Raw genomic sequence first — 26,234 nt, 5'->3', positions numbered from 1 at the left:
GTCTTCCTGTACGCGGCCGGCGTGTCCGCGACACTTGTACGCGGCGCGTGCGGTCACCGTGAGCGCGACGCAGCGGCCGTCCGAGGTGACGTTGTCGTCCTGGGCCCGCTTCGTCGCGGCCGTGTGCGCGGGGGCGATGTCCGGCGAGGCGGCGAGGCCGAGACCCACCGGGTCGTCCTGGCGCGAGGAACCGAACGAGAGCAGGCCGCCCTCGACCGCGCCCGCCGTGGAGCCGGCGACGGTGAGGACCGTCGCGATGGCCACGGTGCGGCGGCGCGCGCGTGGACGGGGGTCGCTGCTGCCCGCCCCATACTGGTCGGGCAAGCTGTGACGTCCCATGCCGGTGGTGCCCCTCCCTGTTGAACCTCGTGCTGCGATGCGGCCGTATGGCATGCAGAAAGGGGAGGTGCGCCCCGTACGGCGTCCGTCCCCCTGACGGCCCAGCGCACGAATTTCGAAACTTCTTTCGAGACGGTGATGGGGCGGCGGTGGGGATGAGGCTGGATTACTCAACTGGAGGCAGGTGTGCAGGCAGAGGCGGGCCCGGTGGCGGATTCCTTTCCGCCGGAACGTCCTTCGCGGCGGATCCTCCGTGACGAGACACTGCTCGTTCTGGGGCTTTCACTCGGTGCGAGTGGGCTGTCCGCCCTGATCAGCTTTGTCGGATCGGTCACGAAACCCGGCGGTCTCAAGGACCAGGCGGCCACTCTCAACGCCTCGGCCGCGCCGGGCCGCCCCTGGCTCGATCTCGCTTGGCAGCTCTTCGGGATCGCCTCGGCTCTGGTGCCGGTCGCGCTCGTCGCGCACTTCCTGATGCGCGAGGGCGAAGGCATGCGCACCATCGGCTTCGATCGCACCCGGCCGTGGCCGGATCTCGGTCGCGGCGCGGCGCTAGCGGCCGTGATCGGCAGCACAGGAATCGCCTTCTACCTGGCCGCACGTGGGCTGGGCTTCAACCTCACGGTCGTGCCGGAGGCGCTGCCCGACGTGTGGTGGAAGTACCCGGTGCTGATCCTTTCGGCGATGCAGAACGCGATCCTCGAAGAGGTCATCGTCGTCGGCTATCTGCTGCGCCGGCTGGGGCAGTTGGGCTGGACACCCGGCACCGCCCTGGTGGCCAGCGCCGTACTGCGCGGCTCGTATCACCTCTACCAGGGCATCGGCGGCTTCGTCGGCAACATGGTGATGGGCGTGGTGTTCGTGTACCTGTACCGCAGGTGGGGCCGGGTGGGTCCCCTGGTGGTGGCACATTCCCTGCTCGATATCGGGGCGTTCGTGGGATACGCGCTGCTGGCCGGCAAGGTGGGCTGGCTGCCGACGGCGTGAGGCGCGGCTACGCCAGCAACTCGCCCTCGATGACGGTGACCGCGCGTCCGCTCAGCAGCGTGCGGTCACCGCGCAGCTCGGTGCGGACACAGCCGGAGCGGGACGAGGCCTGCAGTCCGGTGAGGTCGGGGCGGCCCAGGCGCTCGGACCAGAACGGGGCGAGGGCGGTGTGGGCGCTGCCGGTGACCGGGTCCTCGTCGATGCCGGCGTTCGGGAAGAAGCAGCGGGAGACGAAGTCGTAGCCCCGGGACGGGTCCTCGGCGCGGGCGGTGGCGATGATGCCGCGCTCGGCGAAGGCGGCGAGCGCCCTGAAGTCGGGGGTGAGGGCGTGCACCGTCTTCTCGGCGGTGAGTTCCAGGACCAGGTCGCCGACGTTCGGGCCGGTGTCGAAGGCGGCACGCGGCTCGGCGCCCAGCGCCTCGGCCATCCCTGCCGGGACCGCGACCGGCGTGAGCGGTGCCGTCGGGAAGTCCAGGGTGATGGAGCCGTCCTCCCGGGGCGTCGCGGCGAGAACACCGCTGCGGGTGGCGAAGCGCACCGTGCCCTCGTGGGCGCCGGTGGTGTGCAGGACGTGGGCGGTGGCGAGCGTCGCGTGGCCGCACATGTTGACCTCGGTGGCCGGAGTGAACCAGCGCAGCGCCCAGTCGGCCTCCCCGCCCTCCGGCAGCCGGTGCGCGAAAGCCGTCTCCGCGTGGTTGACCTCCAGGGCGATCTTCTGCAGCCGCTCGTCGTCCGGGAAGGCGTCGAGGAGCAGGACACCGGCGGGGTTGCCGCCGAAGGGACGGTCGGTGAAGGCGTCGACGATTCGAATGCGCATGCTCTGACGCTAGGCGCTGCCGCGGCCCGTCGGCCAAGGCCAATTCCGGCAAGCTGGACCGATTTCGGCGCGCCGTTCGCCCGGACGGCTCACCACCCCTGCGCGAACAGAAAGGGGACCGTCGCGCGGGGCGCCTCCCGCGCAGGAGCCGCCGCCCGGCCCGCGTTCCGCGTCCGACCGAGCCACAGGGCTCGGAGAACCGGCCGTCGGCTGACACCCTGTACACGCAGGCGTTGACAGTCCGACTCCGCCAGGAGGCCGTCATGTCCCAGCCGTCCGTGCTCGCCGCCCTGCTGTCGGGGCTGCGGAGTGGTTCGATCGAGGTCGTCGACCTCACGTCGCCGCTGTCGTCGTCCACCCCCGTGATCCGGCTGCCGCCCCAGTTCGGCCAGACCCAGGTCTTCGAACTGGAGGAGATCAGCCGCTACGACGACCGGGGCCCGGCCTGGTACTGGAACAACTTCCGCAGCGGTGAGCACACGGGCACCCACTTCGACGCACCGGTCCACTGGGTCACCGGAAAGGACCTCTCCGACGTGGCGTCGGTGCCGGCGGGCCGGCTGATCGCGCCGGCGGCCGTGCTGGACTTCTCCGCGCAGGCCGCGAAGGATCCCGACTTCCTGGTCGAGGTGGACCACATCAGGACCTGGGAGGCCGACAACGGGCCCCTGCCCGACGGGGGCTGGCTGCTGCTGCGCACCGGCTGGGACGCCCGCTCCGCGTCACAGGAGGCGTTCCTCAACGCCGACGAGAACGGCCCGCACACACCCGGTCTGTCACCGGAGTGCGCGCGCTGGGTGGCCGAGGAGTCGCCGGTGCTCGGTTTCGGCACGGAGACGGTCGGCACGGACGCGGGCCGTGCGCACTCCTTCGAGCCCCCGTTCCCCTGCCACTCCCACCTTCTGGGCGCCGACAAGTACGGGCTGACCCAGCTGCAGAACCTCGCGGCACTGCCCCCGACCGGCGCCCTCGTCATCGCGGGACCGCTGCCCATCGTCTCGGGATCCGGTGCACCCGCGCGCGTGCTCGCTCTGGTGGAGCGGTCATGAAGGTCGCCGAAGCCGTCGGACGGGCGCTGACCGCCTCGGGGGTCGACCACGTCTTCGGCGTGGTCGGCTCGGGCAACTTCCATCTGACCAACGCGATGGTGGCGGCCGGCGCCCGGTTCGTCGCCGCACGGCACGAGGGCGGCGCGGCGACCATGGCCGACGCGTACGCCCGTACGAGCGGCTCGGTGGCCGCGCTCAGTGTCCACCAGGGGCCCGGCCTGACCAACGCCCTGACCGGCATCACCGAGGCGGCCAAGAGCCGTACGCCGCTGCTCGTGCTGGCTGCCGAGGCGACCGCGCAGCGGTCCAACTTCCGTATCGAACAAGCCGTGTTGGCGCACTCCGTCGGAGCAGTCACCGCACGCCTGACGACAGCGCACGACGCGGTCGAGCAGGCTCGGGCCGCCCTGCGCAGGGCCCGGCACGAACGGCGTACGGTCCTGCTCAACCTGCCGCTGGAGGTGCAGGCCCTCGACGTGCCGGCCGACGTGGCACCGGCCGCCGTACCGCTGTCCGCACCGGAGCAGGCCGAGCCGTCGCAGAGCGCGGTGGCGGATCTGGTACGAGCGCTGGAACGCTCCCGACGTCCGGTCTTCGTGGCCGGCCGCGGCGCCCGCACCGCTGCCGCCCGTGACGCCCTGGCCGCACTCGCCGACCGGCACGGCGCACTGCTCGCGACCTCGGCCGTCGCCCGTGGCCTGTTCCACGGCAGCCCCTGGTCGCTCGACGTCTCCGGCGGCTTCGCCTCCCCCCTGGCGACCGAACTGATCCAGGGCGCCGACCTGATCGTGGGCTGGGGCTGCGCGCTGAACATGTGGACCATGCGGCACGGCAGTCTGATCGGCGCCGGCGCGACCGTCGTACAGGTCGACGACGACCCGGAGGCGCTCGGCGCGCACAGGGAGATCACGCTCGGCCTCACCGGAGACGTGGAGCGCACCGCACGACGGGCGCTGGAGGCAGGCGGCGAGGGGGACGTGGGCTACCGGAGGCCCGGCATCGCGGAAGCCCTCGCCGCACGGGGACGGTGGCGGGACGTGCCGTACGAGGACGAGGGCACCCGGGAGCGGATCGACCCGCGCACGCTCAGCATCGCGCTCGACGACATCCTGCCCGCCGAGCGGGTCGTCGGCGTCGACTCGGGCAACTTCATGGGCTACCCGAGCGCCTACCTCTCGGTCCCCGACCACGCCGGGTTCTGCTTCACCCAGGCCTTCCAGTCGATCGGCCTCGGCCTCGCGACGACGATCGGGGCGGCCCTGGCGCAGCCGGACCGCATGCCCGTGGCCGCCCTGGGGGACGGCGGCGCGCTGATGAGCGCCGTGGAACTCGACACGGTGCGCCGGCTCGGCCTGCCGATGGTGGTCGTCGTCTACAACGACGAGGCCTACGGAGCGGAGGTGCACCACTTCGGCCCCGACGGCTTCCCGCTCGACACGGTCACCTTCCCGGAGACGGACATCGCCGCCGTCGCCCGCGGCTACGGCTTCGAGGCGGTGACCGTCCGTACGCCGGCCGACCTCAAGGCCGTAAGGGACTGGGTCGCCGGGCCACGCTCGGCACCTCTCCTCATCGACGCCAAGGTGACCCGCGACCACGGGGCCTGGTGGCTGGAAGAGGCGTTCCGCGGCCACTGACCGCCCAATGAGCGCCACTGCGCGCCCACGGGCCCGGCCCTGACCTGGGGTCGGGCCCTCCTTTGTGCCTGTCCTGTCTGATTGAAGCCAGTCGTCCGCGTTGCGCTGACCCGTGTGGACTGGATTGGGTGAGACGCGTGGAACGACATCACTCCATCGACTCCAGAATGCGGTCCAGTGTCCGGCGCCCCATTCTGCTCATCGTCGGATTGCTCTCGACGTAGTACCAGACAACACCCATCGCCTGTTCGAGCGCCCATGCCTTGCCGCGCTCCCATTCCAGATCGTCACAGGCCAGTGTCTGCCGGAGCACGTCCCGCGGGCCTGGCTGCAACAGGTGCCAGGCACTGACCAGATCCAGCGCGGGGTCGGCCGGGCCGAAGCCGCCGGTGTCGAGTACGCCGCTGAGCCGGTCTCCCGCGACCAGTACATTCCCGGGAATCAAGTCACCATGGCTCATCACGTCGGCCCCCGTGCGTGGCAACTCCCGAAAGTGGCTCCACACCTGGCGCAGCCGGGGCACGTCGAGCAGCCCATCACTCTCCTCGAAGCACTGCGCCATCCAATCGTCGTGGTGAGCGAGAACGCCGCCACGATTTTCGCCGCTGAAAAGCCGCCCCCGCGTCTCGGCGTCCCGGAGGGCTGCGATGAAGGCCGCGAGGTCATGGGCAAAAGCGTCCGATCCACTTGGGTCGGCATCAAAGGCGATCGTTCCCGGCAGCCATGTCTGGACCGACCACGGCATGGGGTAGCCCGCTCCAGGCTTTCCCAAGGCGACGGGTTCCGGGACGGGGAACCGGGACACCCGTACCAGCTCCGCGCTCGCCTGGGCTTCCTGTTCCAGAACTGCCAGCGCCTCGGCGGCATCGGCCAGACGCAGTGGGAAACGCGCTGAGAGGTCGTTCCCGATACGGAAGATGGCGTTGATCGTCCCGGTCGACGACAGGAGTTGGACCGCCTTGCCGCTCCACTGGGGGAACTGTTCTTGGATCAAGGCCGCAACGATTTCGGTGGTCACGTCCACTTGGTCATCGTGCATGGTCATCTCTCGCAGGCTCTTCCACTAGTCGCGGCCGCGGACGAACGCGACTGGCAGGTGCTCGTGGCCAGCACCGAGAACGACCGGTCCCGGGAGCTGGCCCTGGTCCGCTCACTCGGCCAACAGGTTGACGCTCTTGTCGGCTACATCAGTCATCCCGATGCGCGGCTCGAGCCGTACGTGGGCACCGTGCCGCTGGTTCTGGTCGATCGCGGGCTGGACTCGTCGATCCACGCGTTGGTCCACATCGACACCGCCGCCGGAATCCGGGCCGGGATGCAGCACCTCATCGACCGGGGTCACCGCCGGATCGGCATGATCGACTGCGAGTGCGTGAGCGCCCCGATGGTCCGGCGCCGCACCTTCCTCGAAGTCGTCGGCGACCATGCGCTGCCCGTCGACGAGGGCTGGGTTGTCATGGGTGAGCAGTCCCCGGCCGGGGGTGCCGCCGCGTTGAGACGCTGTACGCCGCGCGCCCGGACCTCACCGCCGTGGTCGCCTTCAACGACCCGGTTGCGATCGGCGCGCTCCGGGCCGCCCGCCGGCTCGGCGTCCAAGTACCGGACGACTGCGCACTGGTCGGCTATGACGGGCTGAGCGTCGTCGATCTGGTCGACCCGCCACTGACCACCCTCCACCTCGACAAGCGACGGCTGGGCGAACTGGCCATTCACCAAGTCGACCAACTCCTCGCAGGCGAACTGCCGCCCCCTATCGTCCTGACGCCAAGCTTGAATGTCCGCGGAACGACGTAACCCACCTTTCCGGGCCGCGGCGGGGTCGTGCAGACGCCGTGGGTGCCGTTAGCGCGACAGCCACCGGACATTGGCCGGCAGTACCGCGTCCGGTGTCCCCTGCCGGTCGAAACTCCACCCGGCCTGGGCGACAGAGCAGGCGTGTCATCTCGAATGCTTCGGTGTCCTTCGGCTCGATCCGCTCGTCCGCACGGACATCGACGACCACCGCAGAGCCGTCCGCGCGGCGCACGAAGTAGTCCGGAGCGTGGCGACGCTCCCGCTCGCCGTCAGGCCAGTGCAGCCAGAACGGCTGCGAGCCGATCCCCACCACGTGCGGATCGAAGTCCATCAGCGGCAGTCGGTCCCGCTCCAGCCACGACTCGAAGCCGACGTGCCGCCCGGCCGTCGCCGCCCAGTACGAGCCCGGGAAGTGACGCTCACCGCGCGACCAGCGGAACGTCCGTACCGGATCGACATCCTCGAACCGGCTCGTCACACAGTCCCGCAGCGGACCGACAAGGCCCGCCTACCGCGTCGACGTACGACAACTCGACGCACGGCCCCGCCTGATCCACTCCAGCCGGTAGAGCCGTCCAGCACCCCCAGCGCCCTCAACCGCGCGACCGGGTTCGCTGAGGCAGAAGCCCGAACGACTCGGTTCGTCGAGAAAACGACTCGATGGGATGAGACAGGACATGACGACTTCCGGTCGAGCCTTGCCATGCGAACTATTCCGATATATCGTTGACGCATCGCGACTGATCAACGATGGAATGGAGTGATTGCGATGCGTCCCCAAGGATTCGAACGTGGACACGGTGGACCCGGCTCTCGTGGCCGGGGTGGTTTCGAGGGTCGGCGTGGCGCCTTCGGCCCCTTCGGGCCGGGTGGCCCGGGCGGCGGTCACGGCCCCGGTTTCGGTTTCGGCGGACCCGGCTTCGGTCCGGGCCCCTGGGGCCCTCGAGGGCGTGGCGGACCACGCGGCAGGGCACGGAGGGGCGACGTACGGGCGTCGATCCTGGCCCTGCTGAAGGACCGGCCCATGCACGGTTACGAGATGATCCAGGAGATCGCCGAGCGCAGCGGCGGGGCGTGGAAGCCCAGCCCGGGTTCGGTGTACCCCACCCTCCAACTGCTGGAGGACGAGGGCCTGATCGCCAGCGCGAGCGAGGGCGGCAAGAAGCTGTTCTCACTCACCGAGTCCGGCCGTGTGGCGGCCGACGAGGGCCCGGACGCGCCCTGGGAGGAAGCCTCCCGCGGTATCGACTTCGAGGCGCTCGGTGAGATCCGGCAGGCCGGCTTCGGTCTGATGGAGGCCTTCGGCCAGGTCTGGAAGACCGGCAGCAAGGAGCAGCGAGACAAGGCGCTGACCGTCATCAACGAAGCCCGCAAGAAGCTGTATCTGATCCTCGCCGACGAGGACTGACGGCCTCCCCGCCGTGAGGAAGGCGCCCCGTGGAGTGATCCACGGGGCGCCTTCGTGTCTGCTGCCATGTCTGCGGTGTCCGCAGCGTCTGCGGGGTTCGCTCGGCCTCAGGCCACCAGCCCGGCCAGTTTCCGCAGCGACTCGTTCAGCGCGGCCGTCGCCGAGTCCTTGAGCTTTCCTGCCATGAGCGAGACGGCGGCGCCCGTGAACTCGCTGTCGATACGGACCGTCGTAGCGTCGCCATCGGGCGTCAGCGTGTAACGGTTGGCGACGCTCACGGCCATCGGACCCTTGCCCCGGGTACCGAACACCCGCCCCGGTTCCAGCTCCTCGATGGTCCACTCGACCTCGGCCGGGAAGCCCATGAGCTTCATGTTCTCCTGGAAGGTCCCGCCCACTTCGAGGCTGACGGGGCCGCCCTTGGGGAAGCTGGTGTGGGTCGCGTTCCACTCGCCGTACGCGGAGCAGTCCGTGAGCTGTGCCCACACCTTCTCGGCGGGGGCCCCGATGCGGGCCTCCGCGCTGACTTCGGCCATGCGACCACCCCTTCGTGTCGGGCTTCGGTGTCGCGGAAAGTAGCCGCAGCGGCCGCAACATTCAATACTGATGAACCGTCAGGAATTGTGGAGGGCGGTTCGGCCGGAAGGAATGCCGCGTTGCCGGAAGGAATCGGTGGAGACGCTTCAGCCGATCCGGCGTATCACCGCAGCGTCGAAGAGATCCCACGCGCGCGGGAAGGCGCTCTCGTCGTGGCAGTGCCAGGCGTCCCAGAACAGGTCGGCGGGCAGTGCGTCCTCCGGGGCGTACACCCGGTACACGTACTGCTTGCCGTCGACGGCCGGCAGGGACACCAGCCAGGACCTGCTCTCCATGCGCCTGGGGGGACGTGCGACGGGGGCGCCGTGGTTGCGCGTGAGGCGCGCGGCAAGGCGGCGCACGCCCCTGCGGGTAAAACGGCCTGATCTCATCCGTGAGGAGGAGATTCCAGCTCGCCGAGTCCACTCTGTGTGGGACGCCGAAATGCTCCCCCTCGGGGATGACCGGAGGCGAGGGGACTGATGGGGTTGGGGTTGTGCAACCCCGTATCCCTCCGCAGTCGTTCGGCGAGCAGGCCGTCGGTCCCCGCGCGGACAACGATGCCAGGCTCAGCGCCGAGCTGGCAGCGGTGGTGTCCGGTGCCCGCCGCCGGGCTGTGCGCGGCGGGGACCGCCAGATCGACACGGCCCATCTGCTGCACTCGCTCGTGGAGAACGACCCCGAGGTGCGGGGCGTCTTCGACGACGGGCCCGAGATCGCCCGGCTGCTCGGCTACCTGGTGCAGCGCAGCATCGGCTACGGCCTGCGCTGGCAGGGTTCCGTCGAGGACTCGGGCGCCGTACCCGTGGCGACGGAGTCCGAGACCTTCTCGCCGCTGGCCGCAGGTGCGATGGACCACGCCTGCGACCGCGCCGCCGCCCGTGGCCCCGAACCGGCCGGCGGAATCGACCTCCTCGCCGCGATCGTCGTCGATCCACAGGCGCGGGCCGTCGAGGTCCTCGACCGGGCCGGCATCGAGACGAGCGCCGTGCTGGCCCGCATCGAGGAACGACACCCGCAGTGGGGGCGGCCGAGCTGCTGAGCTGTGCGGCCGTCGGGTCATCGGGCCATCCGGCCATGGCCGAGCGCTCGAACCGCGGGCCGGCTGCTGGGCCGTCGCGGACCGCTGGGGCAGGGATGCTGCCGGGCTGCGGGGCTCGTCCAGTCAGTGAGACAGGTGTCATTGGGGGTGACGCTCCTGTCGTGGACTGTCATCATGTGCCGGTGCATACGTCTGAGAGTCGGCGGGGCGGCCGGAACGGCAGTGGCAGTGGCAGTGGCAGTGGCAGTGGCAGTGGCAAGGGCGTCGGGCTCGGCCTCGCCCTCGTGTCCGCGCTCGCCTTCGGCGGATCCGGTGTCGCCGCGAAGCCGCTGATCGAGGCGGGCCTCGACCCGCTCCACGTGGTGTGGCTGCGCGTGGCCGGTGCGGCCCTGGTGATGCTGCCGGTCGCGGTGCGCCATCGCGCCCTGCTGCGTCGCCGCCCGGCCCTGCTCGCCGGGTTCGGCCTGCTCGCCGTGGCCGGTGTGCAGGCCTGCTACTTCGCGGCGATCTCCCGGATACCCGTCGGGGTCGCGCTGCTCGTCGAGTACCTCGCGCCCGCCCTCGTCCTCGGCTGGGTCCGGTTCGTGCAGCGGCGTCCGGTGACGCGTGCCGCCGCGCTCGGCGTGCTCCTCGCGGTGGGCGGCCTCGCCTGCGTCGTCCAGGTCTGGTCGGGACTGAGCTTCGACGCCGTCGGACTGCTGCTCGCGCTCGGCGCCGCGGGCTGCCAGGTCGGCTACTTCGTCCTGTCCGACCAGGGCAGCGGCGCCGGCGACGACGCGCCCGACCCGCTCGGCGTCATCGCGTACGGCCTGCTGATCGGCGCCCTCGTCCTGACCGCCGTGGCCCGCCCCTGGACCATGGACTGGTCCGTGCTGACGGGCACCGCGCGGATGGACGGCACCCCGGTCGCCGCCCTCGTCCTGCTGGCCTGGATCGTCCTGGTCGCCACAGTCCTCGCGTACGTCACCGGTGTGCTGTCGGTGCGCAGGCTCTCGCCGCAGGTCGCGGGCGTCGTGGCCTGCCTCGAAGCGGTCGTCGCCACCGTCCTGGCCTGGGTGCTGCTCGGCGAGCACCTCTCGGCGCCGCAGATCGCCGGCGGCGCGGTCGTCCTGGTGGGCGCGTTCATCGCCCAGTCGTCGGCCCCCGCCAAGGCGTCTTCGGAGCCGGTGGCAAGCGGTGGCCCGGAAAGGCAGTTGTCCTCCCGCGAAACCGCCGCATAGGCTGCGCGATCATGCATGCCAACGCACTCGTTCTTCCGCCTCCGGCCGCCTGAGGCGGGCCCTCCGGAATCCACGCCCGACCTGGTCGGGTGGACGGTGCTGCCCGCAGAAGAAGTCCACGGCCCCGCTGACGCCGGGCCCTTCCGAACTTCTGCACTCTGCGGAGACCCTTCGTGTCGCATGCTGCTTCTGGCCTGCCCGTCGGGCGAGGCCTGCTCTTCCTGATCGTCGCCGGTGTCGCCTGGGGCACCGCGGGCGCGGCCGCCTCCCTGGTCTACCGGGCCGGTGACATGGGCTGTGCCGCCCTCTCCTTCTGGCGCTGCGCGGGCGGCCTCGTTCTGCTGCTCGCCGTCCGCCTCCTGCGCCCGCGCGTCCGCACCGTCGTACGCGAGCCGCTCGGCCGCAGGGCGCTGCGGGTCGGTGTCACCGGTGTCGGGCTCGCCGTGTTCCAGATGGCCTACTTCGCGGCCGTGTCCGCCACCGGGCTCGCCGTCGCCACCGTCGTCACGCTGGGCGCCGGCCCCGTGCTCATCGCGGTCGGTGCCCGTCTCACCATGGGCGAGCGGCTCGGCCGTGGCGGCGTGGCGGCCGTCGTCGGGGCGCCGGCCGGGCTCGGGGTGCTCGTGCTCGGCGGCGGGGGCGCGACCGTACGCCCGGCGGGTGTGCTGCTCGCCCTGCTGTCCGCGGCCGGGTACAGCGTGATGACCCTGCTCACGCGCTGGTGGCGCCGGTACGGCGCAGTGGACGCGTCCGACACCTCGGTGGGGGCGTTCGCGGTGACCAGCCTGTGCCTGTTGCCCTTCGCCCTGGCCGAGGGGCTCTTCCCGCATGCGGCCCACCCGGCCCGGGCCCTGTTGCTGCTCGCCTACATCGCCACCGTCCCCACAGCCCTCGCCTACGGCCTGTACTTCGCGGGCGCGGCCGTCGTCCGGTCGGCCACCGTGTCCGTGATCATGCTGCTGGAGCCGGTCGGTGCGGCGATCCTGGCGGTCGCCCTGCTCGGCGAACGGCTCACCGCCGCCACCGTGGCGGGCACAGTGCTGATGCTCGCCTCGGTCGCCGGGCCGGCCCTGGCGGAGGCGCGGGGCGCGGCGACGAAGGACCCGGTGCTCGTCTGAGGCCGGTGTGCGGGGTCCTTCGCCGGACCCCGCTCTCCGGTCCCACCGGGCCGTCGGCTACCGGGCTCGCCGCCGCAGGAGGTGTTCCCGGGCCACCGCGTCCCCGGCGCCGTCGCGCGCCTCGAGTCCGGCCACGACCCGGTCCTGCACGTCCCGCGGCCGGTGGTTGGCGTACTTGAACTTCGCCCGTACGTCGACCACTTCGAGCCGCAGGCCACGCAGGCCCGGTACGAGCCTGCCGAACGGCGCCTCGCCCACCGCGACCGTCGCCGATCCGCCGTCCGGCTGGAAATGGCCGACCTGACGGTTGAGCAGCTCCGCCTTCCTGGCCGGGTCGTCCACCACATGGGCCCGGCAACGGAGTTGGACCGCCGCGTAGAAACTCGTCGGCGTGCCGTGCTCGGGCGGGGCGTCCGGCGGGGCCTGCCAGGGGCCGGGGACGTACACGTAGTCGTCGACCACGCTCAGCACGACGTCCGGGTTCGCCTCCAGCGCGGGCCACAGGGGGTTGGGACGGGCGAGGTGGGTGAGGACTTCGCCGCGCTCGGCGTCGTACAGGAAGTGGAGGGGTTGGACGTACGGTGGCTCGCCCGGGAGGCCGTTGACGGCGAGCTGCCCGAAGTCGTGGACGGAGAGCCACTGTTGCCACTCGGCGTCGTCGCGAGCGGCGTCCCAGGGATGGATCAGCATCACCGCACCGCCAGATAGTCGGGCAGCTCGGTGCCGGGTGCCAGGTCGGCGTCGGGCACCGGGAGTTCGTAGCCCTTCCTCAGCGGGACGACGCCGGCCCAGTGCGGCAGGTCGAGGTCCTCGGGCTCGTCGTTCACACCGCCGGTGCGGAGCTTGGCGGAGATCTCGTTCAGGTCGAGCCGGATCACGGCGGTGGCGGCCAGCTCCTTCTTGTTCGCGGGCCGGGAGTCGGCCGCCCGGCCCGGCACGACATGGTCCACCAGCGAGTCCAGGGCCGCCCGCTTCTCCTCGGGGTCCGTCACGTCGTGTGCGATGCCGTGCACCACCACGGACCGGTAGTTGATCGAATGGTGGAAGGCCGACCGGGCGAGGATCAGTGCGTCGACGTGGGTGACCGTCAGGCACACCGGGAGCCCGGGGTCGGCCTGGCCGGTCATCCGCAGTGGCCGCGAGCCCGTCGAGCCGTGCACGTACAGCCGGTCGCCGACCCGCCCGTACAGCGTCGGCAGCACCACCGGCGCCCCGTCGCGGACGAAGCCCAGATGGCAGACGTAGCCCTCGTCGAGTATCGCGTGAACGAGGTCCTTGTCGTACGACGCCCGCTCCGCGGACCGGGTGGGGACGGTGCGCTCGGTCGGCGTGTAGGCGGTGGGCTGCGACGTCGGCTGTTGCTGGGGCCCCTGCATGGCGATCTCCCTTGCTCTGCGCGTTGCTGCTGTCCGCGTTGCGGTGCGTATTGCACTAGTGCATAATCTTCTTTGTGCTAGAAGGATATCGGATCGAAGGGCGACGCGCGGCGGAGATTGCGGCGAGCGTCGAGCGTGCGGTGGGGTCCGGCGAGCTGGAACCGGGACAACTGCTGCCGCCGATGCGGGAGTTGGCGGTCGAGCTGGCCGTGAACGCCAATACGGTCGCGTCCGCGTACCGGATCCTGCGGGAGCGCGGGGTCATCGAGACGGCCGGGCGCAGGGGTAGCCGGGTGCGGTCCAAGCCGGCCACCACGGGGCGTGACCACATCCGGATGGACGTGCTGGAAGGGGTACGGGACGTGGCGAACGGCAACCCCGATCCGGCGCTGCTGCCGTCGCTGGCGAAGGCCTTCGCGGCGGCGGGTGAGCAGGGTGACCTGGAGCCCGTGCTGTACGGAGACGCCCTCGTGGAGCCGGAGCTGGCGCGGATCGCGCGCGCGGCGCTGGACGCCGACGGGGTGCCGGAGGGTTCGCTGACCGTCGCTTCCGGCTCACTGGACGCCATCGAGCGTGTGCTCGCGGCGCATCTCAAGCCGGGGGACACCGTCGCCGTGGAGGACCCGGGGTGGGGCAGCCTGCTGGACCTCGTCCCGGCGGTCGGGCTGCGCACGGCGCCGGTGGGGGTGGACGACGAGGGGCCGCTCCCCTCCGACGTGCGGCGGGCCCTGGAGGCCGGTGCACGCGCCCTGATCGTCACGGACCGCGCGCAGAACCCGACCGGCGCCGCGGTGACCGCCACGCGTGCGCGTGCCCTGCGCGCCGTACTCCGTGAGCACCCGGAGACCCTCCTCGTCGAGGACGACCACGGCCACGGCATCGTCGACCTGCCCCTGCACCCCCTCGCCGGCGTCACCCGTCACTGGGCGTTCGTGCGCTCGGTCGCCAAGGCCTATGGCCCCGACCTGCGCCTCGCGGTCCTCACCGGCGACCCTGTCACCGTCGACCGGGTGGCCGGCCGGCACCGCCTCGGCCCCGGCTGGGTCAGCCGTATCACCCAGCGGGCCGTCGTACGGCTGTGGGCCGACGGCGTACTCGACACGTACACGGTGGCGGCGGCCTACCGCAGCCGCCGGGACCTGCTGATCGACGCGCTCGCGCAGCACGGCGTCGAGGCCCACGGCCGCAGCGGCCTGAACGTCTGGATCCCGGTGCCCGACGAAACCGGCGCCGTCGCCCGCCTGCTGCACGGAGGTTGGGCGGTGGCCCCGGGCGCCCGCTTCAGAATGAGTGCCCGGCCGGGCATCCGCATCACGGTCGCGACCCTCGCGCCGGAGGAGGCCGGCCCCTTGGCGGACGCGATCGCCGAGGCCTTGGTCCCACCGGCGACCCGGACTTACGTGTAGGCGGCAGCAGCGGCAGCGGATGGAGCAGCCGCCCAAGGGGTGCGGGGCTGAATCGAAGTGCGGCTTCGCGGCGTGGGGGTGCGACGGGCCGCCTCACATTCGGCAGGTGCGTACGGCCCTGGTGCCGGCCCGTGCTAAGGCCCCGTCGCCCGCCCTGTCAGGCGCCCCGCCGAGCCTGGGTGAGTGCCGCCCCGGCCAGCACCACCATCGCCCCGACCGGAGTCGACCACCGCAGCGACTCCCCGAGGATCGCCACCCCCGCCGCCGTGGCGATGACGGGAATGAAGTAGGTGACCATCTGCGCCGTCGTCGGCCCGACTTCGGCGACCAACCCGTACTGGATGAGGACGGCCAAGCCCGTCCCGAGCGCCCCCAGCGCCGCTGTCGCAAGCAGCGGCACCGGAGCGAAACGCACCGGGAACGACGTGAACAACGGCGTGACGAAAGCCAGTTGCGCCGTCGCCAGCAACAACTGCGCACCGGCCATGGACAGATGGGAGTGGGTACTTCCGGCCAGGGTCCGGCGGACGTAGATCCAGCCGATCGGATAGCTCAGCGACGCCAGCAGAGCCATCGCCGTGCCCCTGGCGTCCAGACCGCTGAATCCCTGCCACGCGCCGAGGACCGTCAGAACGCCGAGGAACCCGAGACCGAGACCCGCGACACGGACCCGCGTGGGCCGGTCCTCGGAGAGGGCGACCAGGGACAGGGCCATGCCCCACAGAGGCGAGGTCGCGTTGCAGATACCCGCCAGCGTGGAGGGAATGGTCAGCTCGGAGTAGGCGAACAGCGAGAAGGGCAGCGCGTTCAGCAGGAAGGCGGCGACCGCCAGGTGCCCCCACGTCCGTGCCCCGCGCGGCAGCCGCTCCCGCTTCACCGCCATCGCCGCCGCGAGCACCGCCGTACCGAACAGCAGCCGCCCCAGGGTGACCTGGAACGGTGCGTACCCCTCCGTGCCGACCTTGATCAGCAGGAAGCTGAAGCCCCAGATCGCGGAGAGGGCTCCGAAGCGCAGGCGCCAGTCGAGAGCGGGGCGGCGGGCAGGGGCGCGGACAGGAGTCCGGGGCGCGGTCGCGGTGGTCATGGCGATAACGATGCTCCACGCCACGTCGTAGCACAATCGAGTTTTCTCATCGACCATGTCGTAGCATTGCTTACATGTTGAACCTGGAGCGCCTGCGCACCCTCGACGCCCTCGCCCGGCACGGCTCCGTCAGCGGTGCCGCCGAGGGGCTGCACGTCACGACGTCGGCGGTCTCCCAGCAGATGTCCAAGCTGGAGCGCGAGGTCGGTCAGCAACTCCTTGCGAAGAACGGACGCGGGGTGCGGCTCACGGACGCGGGGAAGCTGCTCGCCGAGCACGCGGCGCGCATCCTGTCGCAGGTCGAGCTCGCCCAGTCCGACCTGGAGGCGCACCGCGGTGAAGTGGTGGGGGAGTTGCGGCTGGCCGCGTTCCCGACCGCGGCGCGCGGTCTGTTCCCGGCCGCGCTGTCCGGGCTGCGCTCGCTGCATCCGGGTCTGCGCGTCACCTCGCGGGAGATGGAGCCCGAGCCCGCCGTACTCGCCGTCATGCGCGGTGATCTGGACCTGGCCGTCGTCCTCGACTGGTACAACCGGCCGCTACCGGTGCCCGACGGGCTCGCCAAGGCCGTCATCCTCGACGACACCGCCGACGTGGCGATGTCCTCGGAGCACCCGTACGCGGACCGGGCCGAGGTGGACCTGGAGGACTTCGCCGAGGACGACTGGATCACCTGGGGCGAGAGCGAGTTCTGCCACGAGTGGCTGATCCACACGCTGCGCTCCAAGGGCATCGAGCCGCGCGTCGCCCACCGGGCCGAGGAGCACCCCACTCAGCTCGCCCTGGTCGGCGCGGGCCTCGGGGTGTGTGTGGCGCCGAGGCTGGGGCGCGGTCCGCTCCCGGAGGGCGTGCGGGCCGTGCCCGTGCGTCAGTCGGTGCGCCGGCAGATCTACGCCGTCTGGCGCGCGGACGCCGACCGCCGCCCGTCGATCCGGGCGGCGGCGGAGGCGTTGCAGGAAGCGGCGCGGCAGGTCGGCTGACCGGGCGGGCCTACGCCGGACCCAGCTTGCTGAAGTCCCAGGACACGATCTTCTCCGGGGTCAGCCGCACCCAGGCGTGCCGGCCGTCGTGCGGCATCTCCTCCAGGTTGAAGTTCTTCCGGGCGAACAGCGTCTCCGGGACGTCGAGTTCGGCACACAGCTCCCCGGTGCGGGGGAACTCGCCGACGAACTCCACCGATCCGGACAGCTCCACGCCGCGCAGCTCGTCGTACTCCTCGCCGGTGTCGACCACGACCGCGACCCGGGGATCGCGTCGCAGGTCGGTCCAGCGCCTGCTGCGCACGACGGAGTACAGCCACATCGATGTGCCGTCCCAGGCGAACCACAGGGTGCTCACGTGCGGAGCACCGCCCGCCGAGACGGTGGCGACCCGGCAGGTGCGCTGGGTGGCGAGGAACTCGTCCAGCTCGCCCGGCGTCATCATGATCTTCCGGCCCCGGCGCTGAGTGACGGTCATGCGGCCCCCTCTTCTCCCACGTCGTGTCAGAGGAACTCCAGTGATCCTCTGACATCACGTCAGAAAAGGATGGGACGTCTTCCGTCCGTACGCAATGGCCGTTACGCTCGCGCGCTCCGGACCGCCGCCCACGAGGGGGAACCGTGCCGTCGTACGAACAGCTCAGCGAACTCCTCGACCCGGCGGCCACCGTGCTGCTGACGGTCGAGTGCCAGCAGGGGGTGGTCGGCCCTAACAGCGCGTTGCCCGAACTGGCCCGGGAGGCACGCTCGTCGGGAGCCCTCCTCAACGTCGCCCGGCTGGTGGCGGCCGCGCACGAGAGCGGCATCCAGGTCGTCCACGCGATCGCCGAGCGCCGCCCGGACGGCCGCGGCGCGAACCGCAACGCCCGCCTCTTCCACGCCGCCGGACGGCTGCCCGTCCAGCAGCTGTCCGGCACCACGGCGGTGCGCGTCGCCGCCCCCATCGAGGTCACCGAAGAGGACTTCGTCGTACGACGACTGCACGGACTGTCCCCGATCCAGGGCACCGACGTCGACGCCCTGCTGCGCAACCTGGGCTGCCGCACGCTGGTCGTGACCGGTGTCTCGGCCAACGTCGCCATCCCGAACGCCGTCTTCGACGCCGTGAACCGCGGCTACACCGCCGTCGTGCCGTCCGACGCCGTCGCGGGAGTGCCGTCCGACTACACCTCCGCGATGATCCGCCACACCCTCGCACTGGTCGCCACGGTCGCGACCACGGACGAGGTGCTGGCCTGCCTCACCCGGCAGCGCCGGGTCAGGCGAGCGTGATCGAGTCCCCGGCCACGGTGATCTTCTTGGCCCCCAGCGGTTCGAGGGCGGGGCCGTGCTTCACACTGCCGTCGGTGACGGAGAAGCGGCTGCCGTGACAGGCACAGACCAGGATGTCGTCCTGGAGGTCCGTCATCGGGCACTGCCGGTGGGTGCAGACCGTCGTGAAGGCCTTGAACTCGCCCGCCTTCGGCTGCGAGACCACCACCTGATGGTCACTGAAGACCTTGCCGCCGCCCTCCGGTATGTCGGAGGTCTTGGCGAGGGCGGTGCCGCCGGAGCCGGACGAGGCATTGCCGCCCGCGTCGCCGCCGCTCGCGTTCGCGCCGGACTGCGTGTTCGAGGAGTCGGAGGAGCCGTCGTCCGATCCGCATGCGGTCAGCGCGACGGCGAGTCCCGCCGCGCCCACTGCCGCGATGACGGTACGGCGGGCAGGGCCCGCAACGGGGGGAAGTGATTCGCGGCTCATGCTGACGTTCCCTTCCAATCAAGATTCACAGATCTGTCAGGGGGTACGGGCTGCGTGCACCGGTTGTTCAGACGCAGTCGAGAGCTTGACCCCATCGCGCTCGGAGGTGGGTAAAACCGCGCTGTCGCTTTGCTGTCGATGTCGGCGCACCGCGCGCCCGGGGCCCGCCGCCGCCCCAGTAGCCTGGGGCGATGCTCAAGGAAGTGATCGCGACCCGCTACATCACGCCCCTGCGGGAGGGCGGATCGCTGCCGGGACTCGTCGAGGCCGACGACTTCGGGACGTACGTCATGAAGTTCACCGGCGCCGGACAGGGCCGCAAGACACTGGTCGCCGAGGTCGTCTGCGGTGAACTCGCCCGCCGGCTCGGCCTCCGGGTGCCGCGGCTCGTGACGATCCGCCTCGACGCCGTGCTGGGGCTCGGCGAGCCCGACCAGCAGGTGCAGGAGCTGCTGAGATCCAGCGGCGGCACCAATCTCGGCATGGACTTCCTCTCCGGTGCCCTCGGCTTCGACCCGCTCGCCTTCCGCGTGAGCCCCGAGGAGGCCGGGCGGATCGTCTGGTTCGACGCGCTGGTGAACAACGTCGACCGCTCCTGGCGCAACCCCAACCTGCTGATGCACCACGGCGAGGTGTGGCTCATCGACCACGGCGCCACGATGATCTGGCACCACAACTGGCCCGGCGCGGGGGCCTCCGCGGTCCGCCCCTACGACGCCTCCGACCACACCCTCGCCCGCTTCGCCCCCGATCTCGCGGGCGCCGCCGCCGACCTTGCACCCCGCGTCACCGAGGACCTGCTGGCCGAGGTCACCGCCGAGATCCCGGACGTCTGGCTGGCCGGCGAACCCGGCTTCGACTCACCGGACGACCTCAGACGGGCGTATGCGCGCCCCCTGCTCGCCAGGGCCGCCGCCGTCCACGAGCGAGTCACGGGAATCGAGGAGAGCAAGTGAGCGAGCGCCACATCCACATGGCCGGACATGTGGTCGAGCGCCACATCATCAGGGGCAGCGAGGCCAACGACCGGGATGTCTTCGAGTACGCCCTGCTGCGGGTCGTGCCTCGCGTCGAGCGCGGCGAGTGCATCAACGCCGGGGTGCTCCTGTACTGCCGCGCCCAGGCCTACGTCGGCGCCCGTACCCACCTGGACGAGGCGCGGCTGCTGGCCCTCGACCCGGGTGCGGACGTGGCCGGCATCCGGGCCGCCCTCGACGCCGTGGAGGGCGTGTGCGGCGGCGGGGACGCGGCGGGACAGGCCGCGGGCGACGACGCCGGACGGCGCTTCCGCTGGCTGATCGCGCCGCGCTCCACGGTCGTCCAGCCCGGTCCGGTGCACACTGGGCTCACGGCCGATCCGGCGGCCGAAACGGAGCGCCTGCTCGACCTGCTGGTGAGGTAATGGATCACACCGGCGCCGCGTGCCGTTGACACCGAGTGCCAGGCCTTCTAGCGTCACGTCTGCCGAAGGTACTAAGCGGTCGCTCACCCAGCGGGCGTAGAGTCGGGTCGACGTACTTTCCAGCCGCCGTACTTTCGAGCGGGCCTACTTTCTCGAGGGCGAGGAGAAGCAGACATGTCCACCACTGAGCAGCGGGTCGCCGTGGTCACCGGAGGGGCGCGCGGCATCGGTGCCGCCACCGCCGTACGACTGGCCGCGGAGGGCCACGCGGTCGCCGTGATCGACCTCGACGAGGCCGCCTGCAAGGACACCGTGGAGAAGATCACAGCGGCCGGCGGCAAGGCCCTCGCGGTCGGTGCCGACGTCTCCGACGAGGCACAGGTCGAGGCCGCCGTCGCGCGCGTCGCCGAGGAACTGGGCGCGCCGACCATCCTCGTCAACAACGCGGGCGTGCTGCGCGACAACCTGCTGTTCAAGATGAACGTCTCCGACTGGGACACGGTCATGAACGTGCACCTGCGCGGCGCCTTCCTGATGTGCAAGGCCGTTCAGAAGCACATGGTCGACGCCGGCTTCGGCCGTATCGTCAACCTGTCCTCGTCCTCGGCGCTCGGCAACCGCGGCCAGGTCAACTACTCGGCCGCCAAGGCCGGTCTGCAGGGCTTCACCAAGACCCTCGCCAAGGAGCTCGGCAAGTTCGGCATCACCGCCAACGCCGTCGCCCCGGGGTTCATCGCCACCGAGATGACCAAGGCCACCGCCGACCGCGTCGGCATGGGCTTCGAGGACTTCAAGGCCGCGGCCGCCACCCAGATCCCCGTGGCGCGGGTCGGCGAGCCGGACGACATCGCCAACGCGATCGCCTTCTTCGCGGGCGAGGCGGCCGGATTCGTCTCCGGCCAGGTCCTGTACGTCGCCGGCGGACCGCTCGACTAGGAGAACACGACCCCATGACTGAACTGCCCGAACTCTCCGGCAAGGTCGCCATCGTCACGGGCGCCAGCCGCGGCATCGGCTACGGCGTCGCCGAGGCGCTGATCGCCCGCGGCGACCGTGTGACCATCACCGGCCGCAACGAGGACGCCCTCAAGGAGGCCGTCGAGAAGCTCGGCGCCGAGCGCGTCATCGGCGTGGCCGGCAAGGCGCACGACCTGGGCCACCAGAGCGAGGTCGTCGAGCGCACGATGGAGGCCTTCGGCCGCGTCGACCACCTGGTCAACAACGCCGGTACGAACCCGGTGTTCGGCCCGATCGCCGACCTCGACCTGGACGTCGCGCGCAAGGTCTTCGAGACCAACGTGATCTCCGCGCTCGGCTTCGCGCAGAAGACCTGGCACGCCTGGCAGAAGGACAACGGCGGGACGATCGTGAACATCGCGTCCGTCGCGGGTCTCGCGCCCTCGCCCTTCATCGCCGCGTACGGCGTCAGCAAGGCCGCGCTGATCAACCTGACCCAGCAGCTCGCGCACGAGTTCGCGCCCAAGGTGCGGGTCAACGCGATCGCCCCGGCCGTGGTGAAGACCCAGTTCGCCAAGGCTCTCTACGAGGGCCGGGAGGAGGAGGCGGCCGCCGCCTACCCGCTGGCCCGGCTCGGCGTGCCCTCCGACATCGGCGGCGCCGCCGCGTTCCTCACCTCCGAGCAGTCCGCCTGGGTCACCGGCCAGACGATCGTCGTCGACGGCGGCATCTTCCTGAACGCCGGCGTCTCCTGACGCACCCGTTGCGAACGTAACGATCGGGCACCCAAGGGCGCCGTTTCCTTGACGGAAACGGCGCCCTCGTCGTCGTACGGGAAGGCCACGGCCCCATGACAACGTCGTCATAAACAAGCTGATCAAAGGCCCTGTACGAAGCGGGTTGAACCCTCGCGGCACTGCGGTATGGTCTGCCGACCCTTGGTGCGGCAGAGCGAGGAGCGAGCGCGTGTTCAACCGGAACCGAGGCCTGCGGCAATTGGCGGCCATCGCGTCCATATCGTCGCTGGTGGCCGGGTGCGGCATCCTGTCGTCGGACTCCTCCGACGACAAGGGGCCCATCGTCGTCGGCACGACCAGTGCGCCCAGCACGCTGGATCCCGCCGCGTCCTGGGACCAGTCCTGGGAGCTGTTCCGCAACATTTACCAGACGTTGCTCAGTTACCCCTCCGGAGCGACCACCCCGCAGCCGGACGCGGCGGACAACTGCCGCTTCTCGGGCAATTCGAACACGGTGTACACCTGTGAGCTGCGCTCGGGGCTGAAGTTCTCCGACGGGCACGCGCTCGACGCCAAGGCGGTCAAGCACTCCATCGACCGGATCCGCCGGATCAACGTCAACGGCGGGCCCGCCGGCCTGCTCGGCAGCCTCGACCGGGTGCAGGCGCTGGGAGAGAGGAAGGTCGTCTTCCATCTCAACAAGCCCGACGCGACCTTCCCGTTCGTGCTCGCGACGCCGGCCATGTCGATCGTCGACCCCGAGGAGTACCCGGCCGGCTCCCTGCGCAAGGACGACAAGGTCTACGGCTCCGGGCCGTACACACTCCATGCGTACGAGGACGGCAAGAAGGCCGAACTCGTCAAGAACGACAGCTACAAGGGATACGCCGAGCGCAAGAACGACGCGGTGACCATCCGCTACTTCCAGGACTCCGCCACCTTGGTCACCGCGCTGAAGGACAAGAAGCTCGACGTCGCCTTCCGCGGTATCAATGCGGACGACATCGTCGACCTCCAGAAGCACGACGCCGGCGGGAACCTCCAACTCATCGAAGGTGCCGGCACCGAGATCAACTACCTGGTGTTCAACCCCAAGGACTCCTGGGCCGCCAAGGCCGCGGTCCGCAGGGCCGTCGCCCAGGTCGTCGACCGCGGCGCGATCGCGCACAAGGTCTACCGGGACACGGTCGAGCCGCTGTACTCCATGGTCCCGAAGGGCCTGACCGGCCACACCACCGACTTCTTCGACGACTTCGGAAGCCCCAGCACCACCAAGGCCCGCAAGATCCTCACCGACGCCGGCATCACCCAGCGCGTCCCGCTCACCCTCTGGTACACCAGCGACCGCTACGGCTCCTCCACCAAGCTGGAGTTCGCGGAGATCAAGCGTCAGCTGGAAGACTCCGGGCTCTTCACGGTCACCCTCAAGAGCCGTCCCTGGAAGACGTATGTGACGGGTTACCAGAAGGGCGAGTACCCGGTGTTCGGGCGCGGCTGGTCCCCCGACTTCCCGGACCCCGACAACTTCATCGCGCCGTTCGTCGGCAACCAGAACGCGCTGGGCACGCCGTATCCGGCGCCCGAGATCACCGGGGTGCTGCTGCCCCGCTCCCGCGGCGAGAGCGACCGGGCCGACGTGGTCTCGGACTTCGAGCAGGCCCAGCAGATCCTCGTGAACGACGCACGGCTGCTGCCGCTGTGGCAGGGCAAGCAGTTCGTGGCCGCGAGCGACGAGATCTCCGGGACGGAGCGGGCACTGGACCCGTCGACGATCATGCTGATGTGGGAGCTGTACCGCAAGACCAGCTGGTAGCGCCGGGTTTGTGCGGTGGCCGGGCCGATTGTCAGTGCCCGCCTGTAGGTTCTGAGGCCTGGACGTGAGCACACCTCATCCAGCGCCACCGTTCACCGCACACCGTAAGGAAGTTGACGTGACCGACACCGCCATGCTGCCCGAGTCCTGGCGCGGGGTCCTGGGCGACGAGCTGCAGCAGCCCTACTTCAAGGAGCTGACGGAGTTCGTCGAGGAGGAGCGGGCCAAGGGTCCCGTGCATCCTCCGCGCGAGGAGGTCTTCGCCGCCCTGGACGCGACGCCCTTCGACCAGGTGAAGGTCCTGATCCTCGGCCAGGACCCGTACCACGGCGAGGGCCAGGGCCACGGACTGTGCTTCTCGGTGCGTCCCGGAGTGAAGACCCCGCCCTCCCTGCGCAACATCTACAAGGAGATGAACCAGGAACTGGGCACCCCGATCCCGGACAACGGCTATCTGATGCCGTGGGCCCAGCAGGGCGTCCTGCTGCTCAACGCGGTGCTCACGGTGCGCGGCGGCGACGCCAACTCGCACAAGGGCCGCGGCTGGGAGAAGTTCACCGACGCGGTGATCCGCGCGGTGGCCGGCCGGCCCGACCCGGCGGTCTTCGTGCTGTGGGGCAACTACGCGCAGAAGAAGCTCCCGCTGATCGACGAGAACCGCCACGCGGTGGTCAAGGGCGCGCACCCCTCGCCGCTGTCCGCGAAGAAGTTCTTCGGCTCCCGCCCGTTCACGCAGATCAACGAGGCGGTCGCGGCCCAGGGCCACCAGCCGATCGACTGGACGATCCCGAACCTGGGCTGATGTCCGTGGCTGCCGGCGCGGCAGTTCCCCAGGGCGCGGGGCTGTGTCGACATGCGGCTCCGCCGCGTCGGCGCGACCAGCCCCCACCGGCGCAGCCGATGACCGGCCCTCGGTACGACGGCGCAGCCTGACCAGGATTCAAGCCTCAGCCAATTAGCGTCGGGAACGGACAAACCGACGACGCCCCGGAGGGCAGCGTGGCCAAGGGACAGGAGCAGGCGGCACCGGATGCCGTGATGACGCGGATCGGGCAGGTCGTCATGCTGCACCACGCGGGCGACCGGGAGGAGGCCCGGCACCGTTACCTGGAGCTGTGGGCCGAGATCGGCGAGGACGGCGACCCGCTGCACCGCTGCACCCTGGCCCACTACATGGCCGATGCCCAGGACGACCCCGCCGACGAACTGGCCTGGGACCTCAGGGCGTTGACGGCCGCCGAGGAACTCACGGACGACCGGCTCGCCGGACACGGGAGCGTGCTCGCGGTGCGTGCCCTGTGTCCGTCCCTGCATCTGAACCTGGCGGCCGACTACGTGAAGCTCGGCCGCAGGGGAGCCGCCCGCACCCATCTGCGTCGTGCCCGCGACGCGGCAGGGGCGCTGGGCGACGACAGCTACGGGGACGGGGTGCGGGCGGCCATCGAGCGCCTGGAACTGCGGCTGGGGGAGAGCGGGCAGGACGGGGACGGATGGTGGGGGCCGCCGCGACAGCGGCTCTAGCCGCCCGCCTCGCCCCCGCCTCGCCCCGCCTCAACTCCCGTACGTCTGCTCGCAGATGACTGCCTCCGGACTGCCCGCCCGCCAGCCCCCGTACTGCCTGCCGAGGGCGCACACGTCCGTGCCCTTCGTGACCGACCCGCCCGCGTCCGGGGCCTCGACGCGCGGCTGCCGCTGGTGCCCGGACTCCGGATGTGCTGCCCGGGGACGGGAGTGCCGAGGCGGGCGAGGTGCCGGCGGCCGCAGGGCCGGCGCCGTGGCCGACGGGACGTGCCGTTCGGGTGCCTTGGGCTCGGCCCGCCGGGACGGGCCGATCATCTCCAGTGCCTCACGGGCCGGCGCCTGCACGATCTGTGGCTCCGCCGCATCGGCCGGGTGTGGAGCAGACGGCAGGGACGGCGTCGTCGGCGGGCCGGGCGCGGGTGGGCGCTGGACCGTCACACAGCCGGTGAGGGCCGAGACAGCCACAGTGACCAGGAGCGTTGCGGTGGTCGTCGTTCGATGCACCCGGCAACAATGTCGGTTCTGGCGGCCCGGCGGACAGCGGACGGGTGGAGGATGCCCCGCACGGGTGATCTCCCGCCCCGTACGGGGGCCGCGCACCCGGGCCGGGTGACGTCAGTCGCCCGTGGCACCGTCGATGCGCTCACGGATCAGGTCGGCGTGGCCGTTGTGCCGCGCGTACTCCTCGATCATGTGGGTGTGGATCCAGCGCAGGTTGAAGCGCTCGCCGGTGCGCCGGTGCTTGCCTTTGGACACGTCGTCCAGGGTGAGGCCGGCCGCGTTGCTCCGGGCGATCGCGATCTCGGCCTGCCAGGCGGCGTACGTCTGCTCCCAGGTGTCCGCCTCGGTGAGGTGGAACTCGCCGTCGGGGTCGTCCTCGTAGCTGAAGTAGAGCGGTGGCGCGTCCTCGTCCGCGAGGACCCTGCGGTACCAGGATCGCTCCACTTCCGTCATGTGCCTCACCAGCCCCATGAGCGACAGGTTGGAGGGCTCCACCGAAGGGGTCCGGAGCTGCTCGTCGGTCAGGCCTTCGCACTTCCAGGCCAGGGTCTGCCGGTGGTAGTCGAGCCAGCCGTCCAGCATGGTGCGTTCGTCGGCGGTGGTCGCGGGTTCGTTCCGTTCGGTCGTCATGACCGCATCCTTTCCCAGCCGCTCTGATCCGACCACGAGTTTTCAGCCTCCGAGCACGCCGCCCAGCAGTTCCCGCAGCCCCGACCGCACCTCCTCCAGGGT

At 70.9% G+C, this 26,234-nt stretch carries 32 protein-coding genes; 19 read left to right on the top strand and 13 right to left on the bottom strand.

Annotated elements, in window-relative coordinates:
* The first annotated feature begins 58 nt into the window (after positions 1-58).
* Both ACYUED_RS06990 and ACYUED_RS06985 read left to right on the top strand, forming a co-directional pair.
* Positions 59-331, top strand: a complete 273-nt coding sequence (locus ACYUED_RS06990) for a hypothetical protein (RefSeq protein WP_491291428.1) — start codon at positions 59-61, stop codon at positions 329-331.
* Positions 332-525: 194 nt separating this feature from the next.
* The gene (locus tag ACYUED_RS06985) at positions 526-1,326 is read left to right on the top strand and encodes a CPBP family intramembrane glutamic endopeptidase (protein WP_491291427.1); all 801 of its coding nucleotides are present in this window, start codon (positions 526-528) and stop codon (positions 1,324-1,326) included.
* 7 nt (positions 1,327-1,333) lie between these two features.
* Here the strand turns inward: ACYUED_RS06985 and ACYUED_RS06980 are convergent, their stop codons facing one another.
* Positions 1,334-2,143 (bottom strand): PhzF family phenazine biosynthesis protein, encoded by an 810-nt coding sequence (locus tag ACYUED_RS06980; RefSeq protein ID WP_491291426.1) that lies wholly within the window; start codon positions 2,141-2,143, stop codon positions 1,334-1,336.
* 263 nt (positions 2,144-2,406) lie between these two features.
* On the opposite strand from ACYUED_RS06980, the gene ACYUED_RS06975 reads away from it, so the two are divergent.
* A complete protein-coding gene (locus tag ACYUED_RS06975; RefSeq protein ID WP_491291425.1) occupies positions 2,407-3,192 on the top strand; it encodes a cyclase family protein in 786 nt (261 codons plus the stop codon).
* On the top strand, positions 3,189-4,829 hold the full coding sequence (locus tag ACYUED_RS06970) for a thiamine pyrophosphate-binding protein (RefSeq protein ID WP_491291424.1): 1,641 nt from the start codon (positions 3,189-3,191) through the stop codon (positions 4,827-4,829). Before ACYUED_RS06975 ends, ACYUED_RS06970 begins: the two co-directional genes overlap by 4 nt.
* 148 nt (positions 4,830-4,977) lie before the next feature.
* Here ACYUED_RS06970 and ACYUED_RS06965 read toward each other — a convergent pair whose 3' ends face one another.
* Together ACYUED_RS06965 and ACYUED_RS06960 are read right to left on the bottom strand one after the other, a co-directional pair.
* Positions 4,978-5,874 (bottom strand): aminoglycoside phosphotransferase family protein, encoded by an 897-nt coding sequence (locus ACYUED_RS06965; protein ID WP_491291423.1) that lies wholly within the window; start codon positions 5,872-5,874, stop codon positions 4,978-4,980.
* Between the two features lie 105 nt (positions 5,875-5,979).
* The gene (locus tag ACYUED_RS06960) at positions 5,980-6,255 is read right to left on the bottom strand and encodes a hypothetical protein (RefSeq protein ID WP_491291422.1); all 276 of its coding nucleotides are present in this window, start codon (positions 6,253-6,255) and stop codon (positions 5,980-5,982) included.
* A gap of 104 nt (positions 6,256-6,359) precedes the next feature.
* Here ACYUED_RS06960 and ACYUED_RS06955 point away from each other — a divergent pair, with 104 nt between their 5' ends.
* Positions 6,360-6,623, top strand: coding sequence for a substrate-binding domain-containing protein (locus ACYUED_RS06955; protein WP_491291421.1), 264 nt, complete (start codon positions 6,360-6,362; stop codon positions 6,621-6,623).
* On the opposite strand, the gene ACYUED_RS06950 is transcribed toward ACYUED_RS06955, so the two are convergent.
* Positions 6,580-7,101: a TnsA-like heteromeric transposase endonuclease subunit gene (locus tag ACYUED_RS06950; protein WP_491291420.1), complete on the bottom strand. Its 522-nt coding sequence runs from the start codon at positions 7,099-7,101 to the stop codon at positions 6,580-6,582. The two genes, ACYUED_RS06955 and ACYUED_RS06950, sit on opposite strands and share 44 nt — an antisense overlap.
* Before the next feature lie 291 nt (positions 7,102-7,392).
* Here ACYUED_RS06950 and ACYUED_RS06945 point away from each other — a divergent pair, with 291 nt between their 5' ends.
* Positions 7,393-8,031 (top strand): PadR family transcriptional regulator, encoded by a 639-nt coding sequence (locus ACYUED_RS06945; RefSeq protein WP_491291419.1) that lies wholly within the window; start codon positions 7,393-7,395, stop codon positions 8,029-8,031.
* Between the two features lie 107 nt (positions 8,032-8,138).
* Here the strand turns inward: ACYUED_RS06945 and ACYUED_RS06940 are convergent, their stop codons facing one another.
* Positions 8,139-8,567 (bottom strand): type II toxin-antitoxin system Rv0910 family toxin, encoded by a 429-nt coding sequence (locus ACYUED_RS06940; RefSeq protein ID WP_491291418.1) that lies wholly within the window; start codon positions 8,565-8,567, stop codon positions 8,139-8,141.
* 147 nt (positions 8,568-8,714) lie between these two features.
* Entirely contained in the window at positions 8,715-8,903 is a 189-nt protein-coding gene (locus tag ACYUED_RS06935) for a hypothetical protein (protein ID WP_266531343.1), read from the bottom strand.
* 200 nt (positions 8,904-9,103) lie between these two features.
* Here ACYUED_RS06935 and ACYUED_RS06930 point away from each other — a divergent pair, with 200 nt between their 5' ends.
* The 3 genes from ACYUED_RS06930 (at position 9,104) to ACYUED_RS06920 (ending at position 11,987) form a co-directional block, all read left to right on the top strand.
* Complete coding sequence (locus tag ACYUED_RS06930) at positions 9,104-9,649, top strand: peptidase (protein WP_491291417.1); 546 nt, start codon at positions 9,104-9,106, stop codon at positions 9,647-9,649.
* A 176-nt stretch (positions 9,650-9,825) separates the two neighbouring features.
* Positions 9,826-10,869 carry an EamA family transporter gene (locus tag ACYUED_RS06925; protein WP_491291416.1) on the top strand — a complete coding sequence of 348 codons (1,044 nt, stop codon included), beginning with the start codon at positions 9,826-9,828 and terminating at the stop codon, positions 10,867-10,869.
* Positions 10,870-11,042: 173 nt separating this feature from the next.
* On the top strand, positions 11,043-11,987 hold the full coding sequence (locus tag ACYUED_RS06920; RefSeq protein WP_491291415.1) for a DMT family transporter: 945 nt from the start codon (positions 11,043-11,045) through the stop codon (positions 11,985-11,987).
* 57 nt (positions 11,988-12,044) lie between these two features.
* On the opposite strand, the gene ACYUED_RS06915 is transcribed toward ACYUED_RS06920, so the two are convergent.
* The gene (locus ACYUED_RS06915) at positions 12,045-12,677 is read right to left on the bottom strand and encodes an FMN-binding negative transcriptional regulator (protein ID WP_491291414.1); all 633 of its coding nucleotides are present in this window, start codon (positions 12,675-12,677) and stop codon (positions 12,045-12,047) included.
* The gene (locus ACYUED_RS06910; RefSeq protein WP_491291413.1) at positions 12,677-13,363 is read right to left on the bottom strand and encodes a pyridoxamine 5'-phosphate oxidase family protein; all 687 of its coding nucleotides are present in this window, start codon (positions 13,361-13,363) and stop codon (positions 12,677-12,679) included. Before ACYUED_RS06910 ends, ACYUED_RS06915 begins: the two co-directional genes overlap by 1 nt.
* 74 nt (positions 13,364-13,437) lie before the next feature.
* On the opposite strand from ACYUED_RS06910, the gene ACYUED_RS06905 reads away from it, so the two are divergent.
* On the top strand, positions 13,438-14,769 hold the full coding sequence (locus tag ACYUED_RS06905) for an aminotransferase class I/II-fold pyridoxal phosphate-dependent enzyme (RefSeq protein ID WP_491291412.1): 1,332 nt from the start codon (positions 13,438-13,440) through the stop codon (positions 14,767-14,769).
* A gap of 157 nt (positions 14,770-14,926) precedes the next feature.
* Here the strand turns inward: ACYUED_RS06905 and ACYUED_RS06900 are convergent, their stop codons facing one another.
* The gene (locus ACYUED_RS06900) at positions 14,927-15,853 is read right to left on the bottom strand and encodes a DMT family transporter (RefSeq protein ID WP_491291411.1); all 927 of its coding nucleotides are present in this window, start codon (positions 15,851-15,853) and stop codon (positions 14,927-14,929) included.
* Positions 15,854-15,927: 74 nt separating this feature from the next.
* Here ACYUED_RS06900 and ACYUED_RS06895 point away from each other — a divergent pair, with 74 nt between their 5' ends.
* The gene (locus tag ACYUED_RS06895; RefSeq protein ID WP_491291410.1) at positions 15,928-16,830 is read left to right on the top strand and encodes a LysR family transcriptional regulator; all 903 of its coding nucleotides are present in this window, start codon (positions 15,928-15,930) and stop codon (positions 16,828-16,830) included.
* A 10-nt stretch (positions 16,831-16,840) separates the two neighbouring features.
* Here ACYUED_RS06895 and ACYUED_RS06890 read toward each other — a convergent pair whose 3' ends face one another.
* Complete coding sequence (locus ACYUED_RS06890; RefSeq protein ID WP_491291409.1) at positions 16,841-17,308, bottom strand: pyridoxamine 5'-phosphate oxidase family protein; 468 nt, start codon at positions 17,306-17,308, stop codon at positions 16,841-16,843.
* 143 nt (positions 17,309-17,451) lie between these two features.
* On the opposite strand from ACYUED_RS06890, the gene ACYUED_RS06885 reads away from it, so the two are divergent.
* Complete coding sequence (locus ACYUED_RS06885; protein WP_491291408.1) at positions 17,452-18,102, top strand: cysteine hydrolase family protein; 651 nt, start codon at positions 17,452-17,454, stop codon at positions 18,100-18,102.
* On the opposite strand, the gene ACYUED_RS06880 is transcribed toward ACYUED_RS06885, so the two are convergent.
* Positions 18,089-18,571: a Rieske (2Fe-2S) protein gene (locus ACYUED_RS06880; RefSeq protein ID WP_491291407.1), complete on the bottom strand. Its 483-nt coding sequence runs from the start codon at positions 18,569-18,571 to the stop codon at positions 18,089-18,091. The two genes, ACYUED_RS06885 and ACYUED_RS06880, sit on opposite strands and share 14 nt — an antisense overlap.
* A 191-nt stretch (positions 18,572-18,762) precedes the next feature.
* Here ACYUED_RS06880 and ACYUED_RS06875 point away from each other — a divergent pair, with 191 nt between their 5' ends.
* From ACYUED_RS06875 to ACYUED_RS06845, 7 genes are all read left to right on the top strand, one after another.
* Positions 18,763-19,527, top strand: coding sequence for a HipA family kinase (locus tag ACYUED_RS06875; protein WP_491291406.1), 765 nt, complete (start codon positions 18,763-18,765; stop codon positions 19,525-19,527).
* Positions 19,528-19,544: 17 nt separating this feature from the next.
* Positions 19,545-19,973: a DUF3037 domain-containing protein gene (locus tag ACYUED_RS06870; RefSeq protein WP_266683371.1), complete on the top strand. Its 429-nt coding sequence runs from the start codon at positions 19,545-19,547 to the stop codon at positions 19,971-19,973.
* Between the two features lie 174 nt (positions 19,974-20,147).
* Positions 20,148-20,909, top strand: a complete 762-nt coding sequence (gene fabG, locus ACYUED_RS06865) for a 3-oxoacyl-ACP reductase FabG (protein ID WP_266531370.1) — start codon at positions 20,148-20,150, stop codon at positions 20,907-20,909.
* Positions 20,910-20,923: 14 nt separating this feature from the next.
* On the top strand, positions 20,924-21,685 hold the full coding sequence (locus tag ACYUED_RS06860) for an SDR family oxidoreductase (RefSeq protein ID WP_491291405.1): 762 nt from the start codon (positions 20,924-20,926) through the stop codon (positions 21,683-21,685).
* Positions 21,686-21,896: 211 nt separating this feature from the next.
* Entirely contained in the window at positions 21,897-23,480 is a 1,584-nt protein-coding gene (locus ACYUED_RS06855) for an ABC transporter substrate-binding protein (protein WP_491291404.1), read from the top strand.
* Between the two features lie 118 nt (positions 23,481-23,598).
* The gene (ung, locus tag ACYUED_RS06850) at positions 23,599-24,282 is read left to right on the top strand and encodes a uracil-DNA glycosylase (RefSeq protein ID WP_491291403.1); all 684 of its coding nucleotides are present in this window, start codon (positions 23,599-23,601) and stop codon (positions 24,280-24,282) included.
* A 197-nt stretch (positions 24,283-24,479) separates the two neighbouring features.
* Positions 24,480-25,001 carry a hypothetical protein gene (locus ACYUED_RS06845; RefSeq protein ID WP_491291402.1) on the top strand — a complete coding sequence of 174 codons (522 nt, stop codon included), beginning with the start codon at positions 24,480-24,482 and terminating at the stop codon, positions 24,999-25,001.
* Between the two features lie 30 nt (positions 25,002-25,031).
* Here the strand turns inward: ACYUED_RS06845 and ACYUED_RS06840 are convergent, their stop codons facing one another.
* Both ACYUED_RS06840 and ACYUED_RS06835 read right to left on the bottom strand, forming a co-directional pair.
* The gene (locus ACYUED_RS06840) at positions 25,032-25,505 is read right to left on the bottom strand and encodes a hypothetical protein (RefSeq protein ID WP_491291401.1); all 474 of its coding nucleotides are present in this window, start codon (positions 25,503-25,505) and stop codon (positions 25,032-25,034) included.
* Between the two features lie 111 nt (positions 25,506-25,616).
* Entirely contained in the window at positions 25,617-26,132 is a 516-nt protein-coding gene (locus tag ACYUED_RS06835; RefSeq protein WP_491291400.1) for a DinB family protein, read from the bottom strand.
* Positions 26,133-26,234 lie beyond the last annotated feature (102 nt).

The organism is Streptomyces sp. DF42, assembly GCF_058267695.1.
This window is presented reverse-complemented; position numbering and strand designations above follow the sequence as displayed.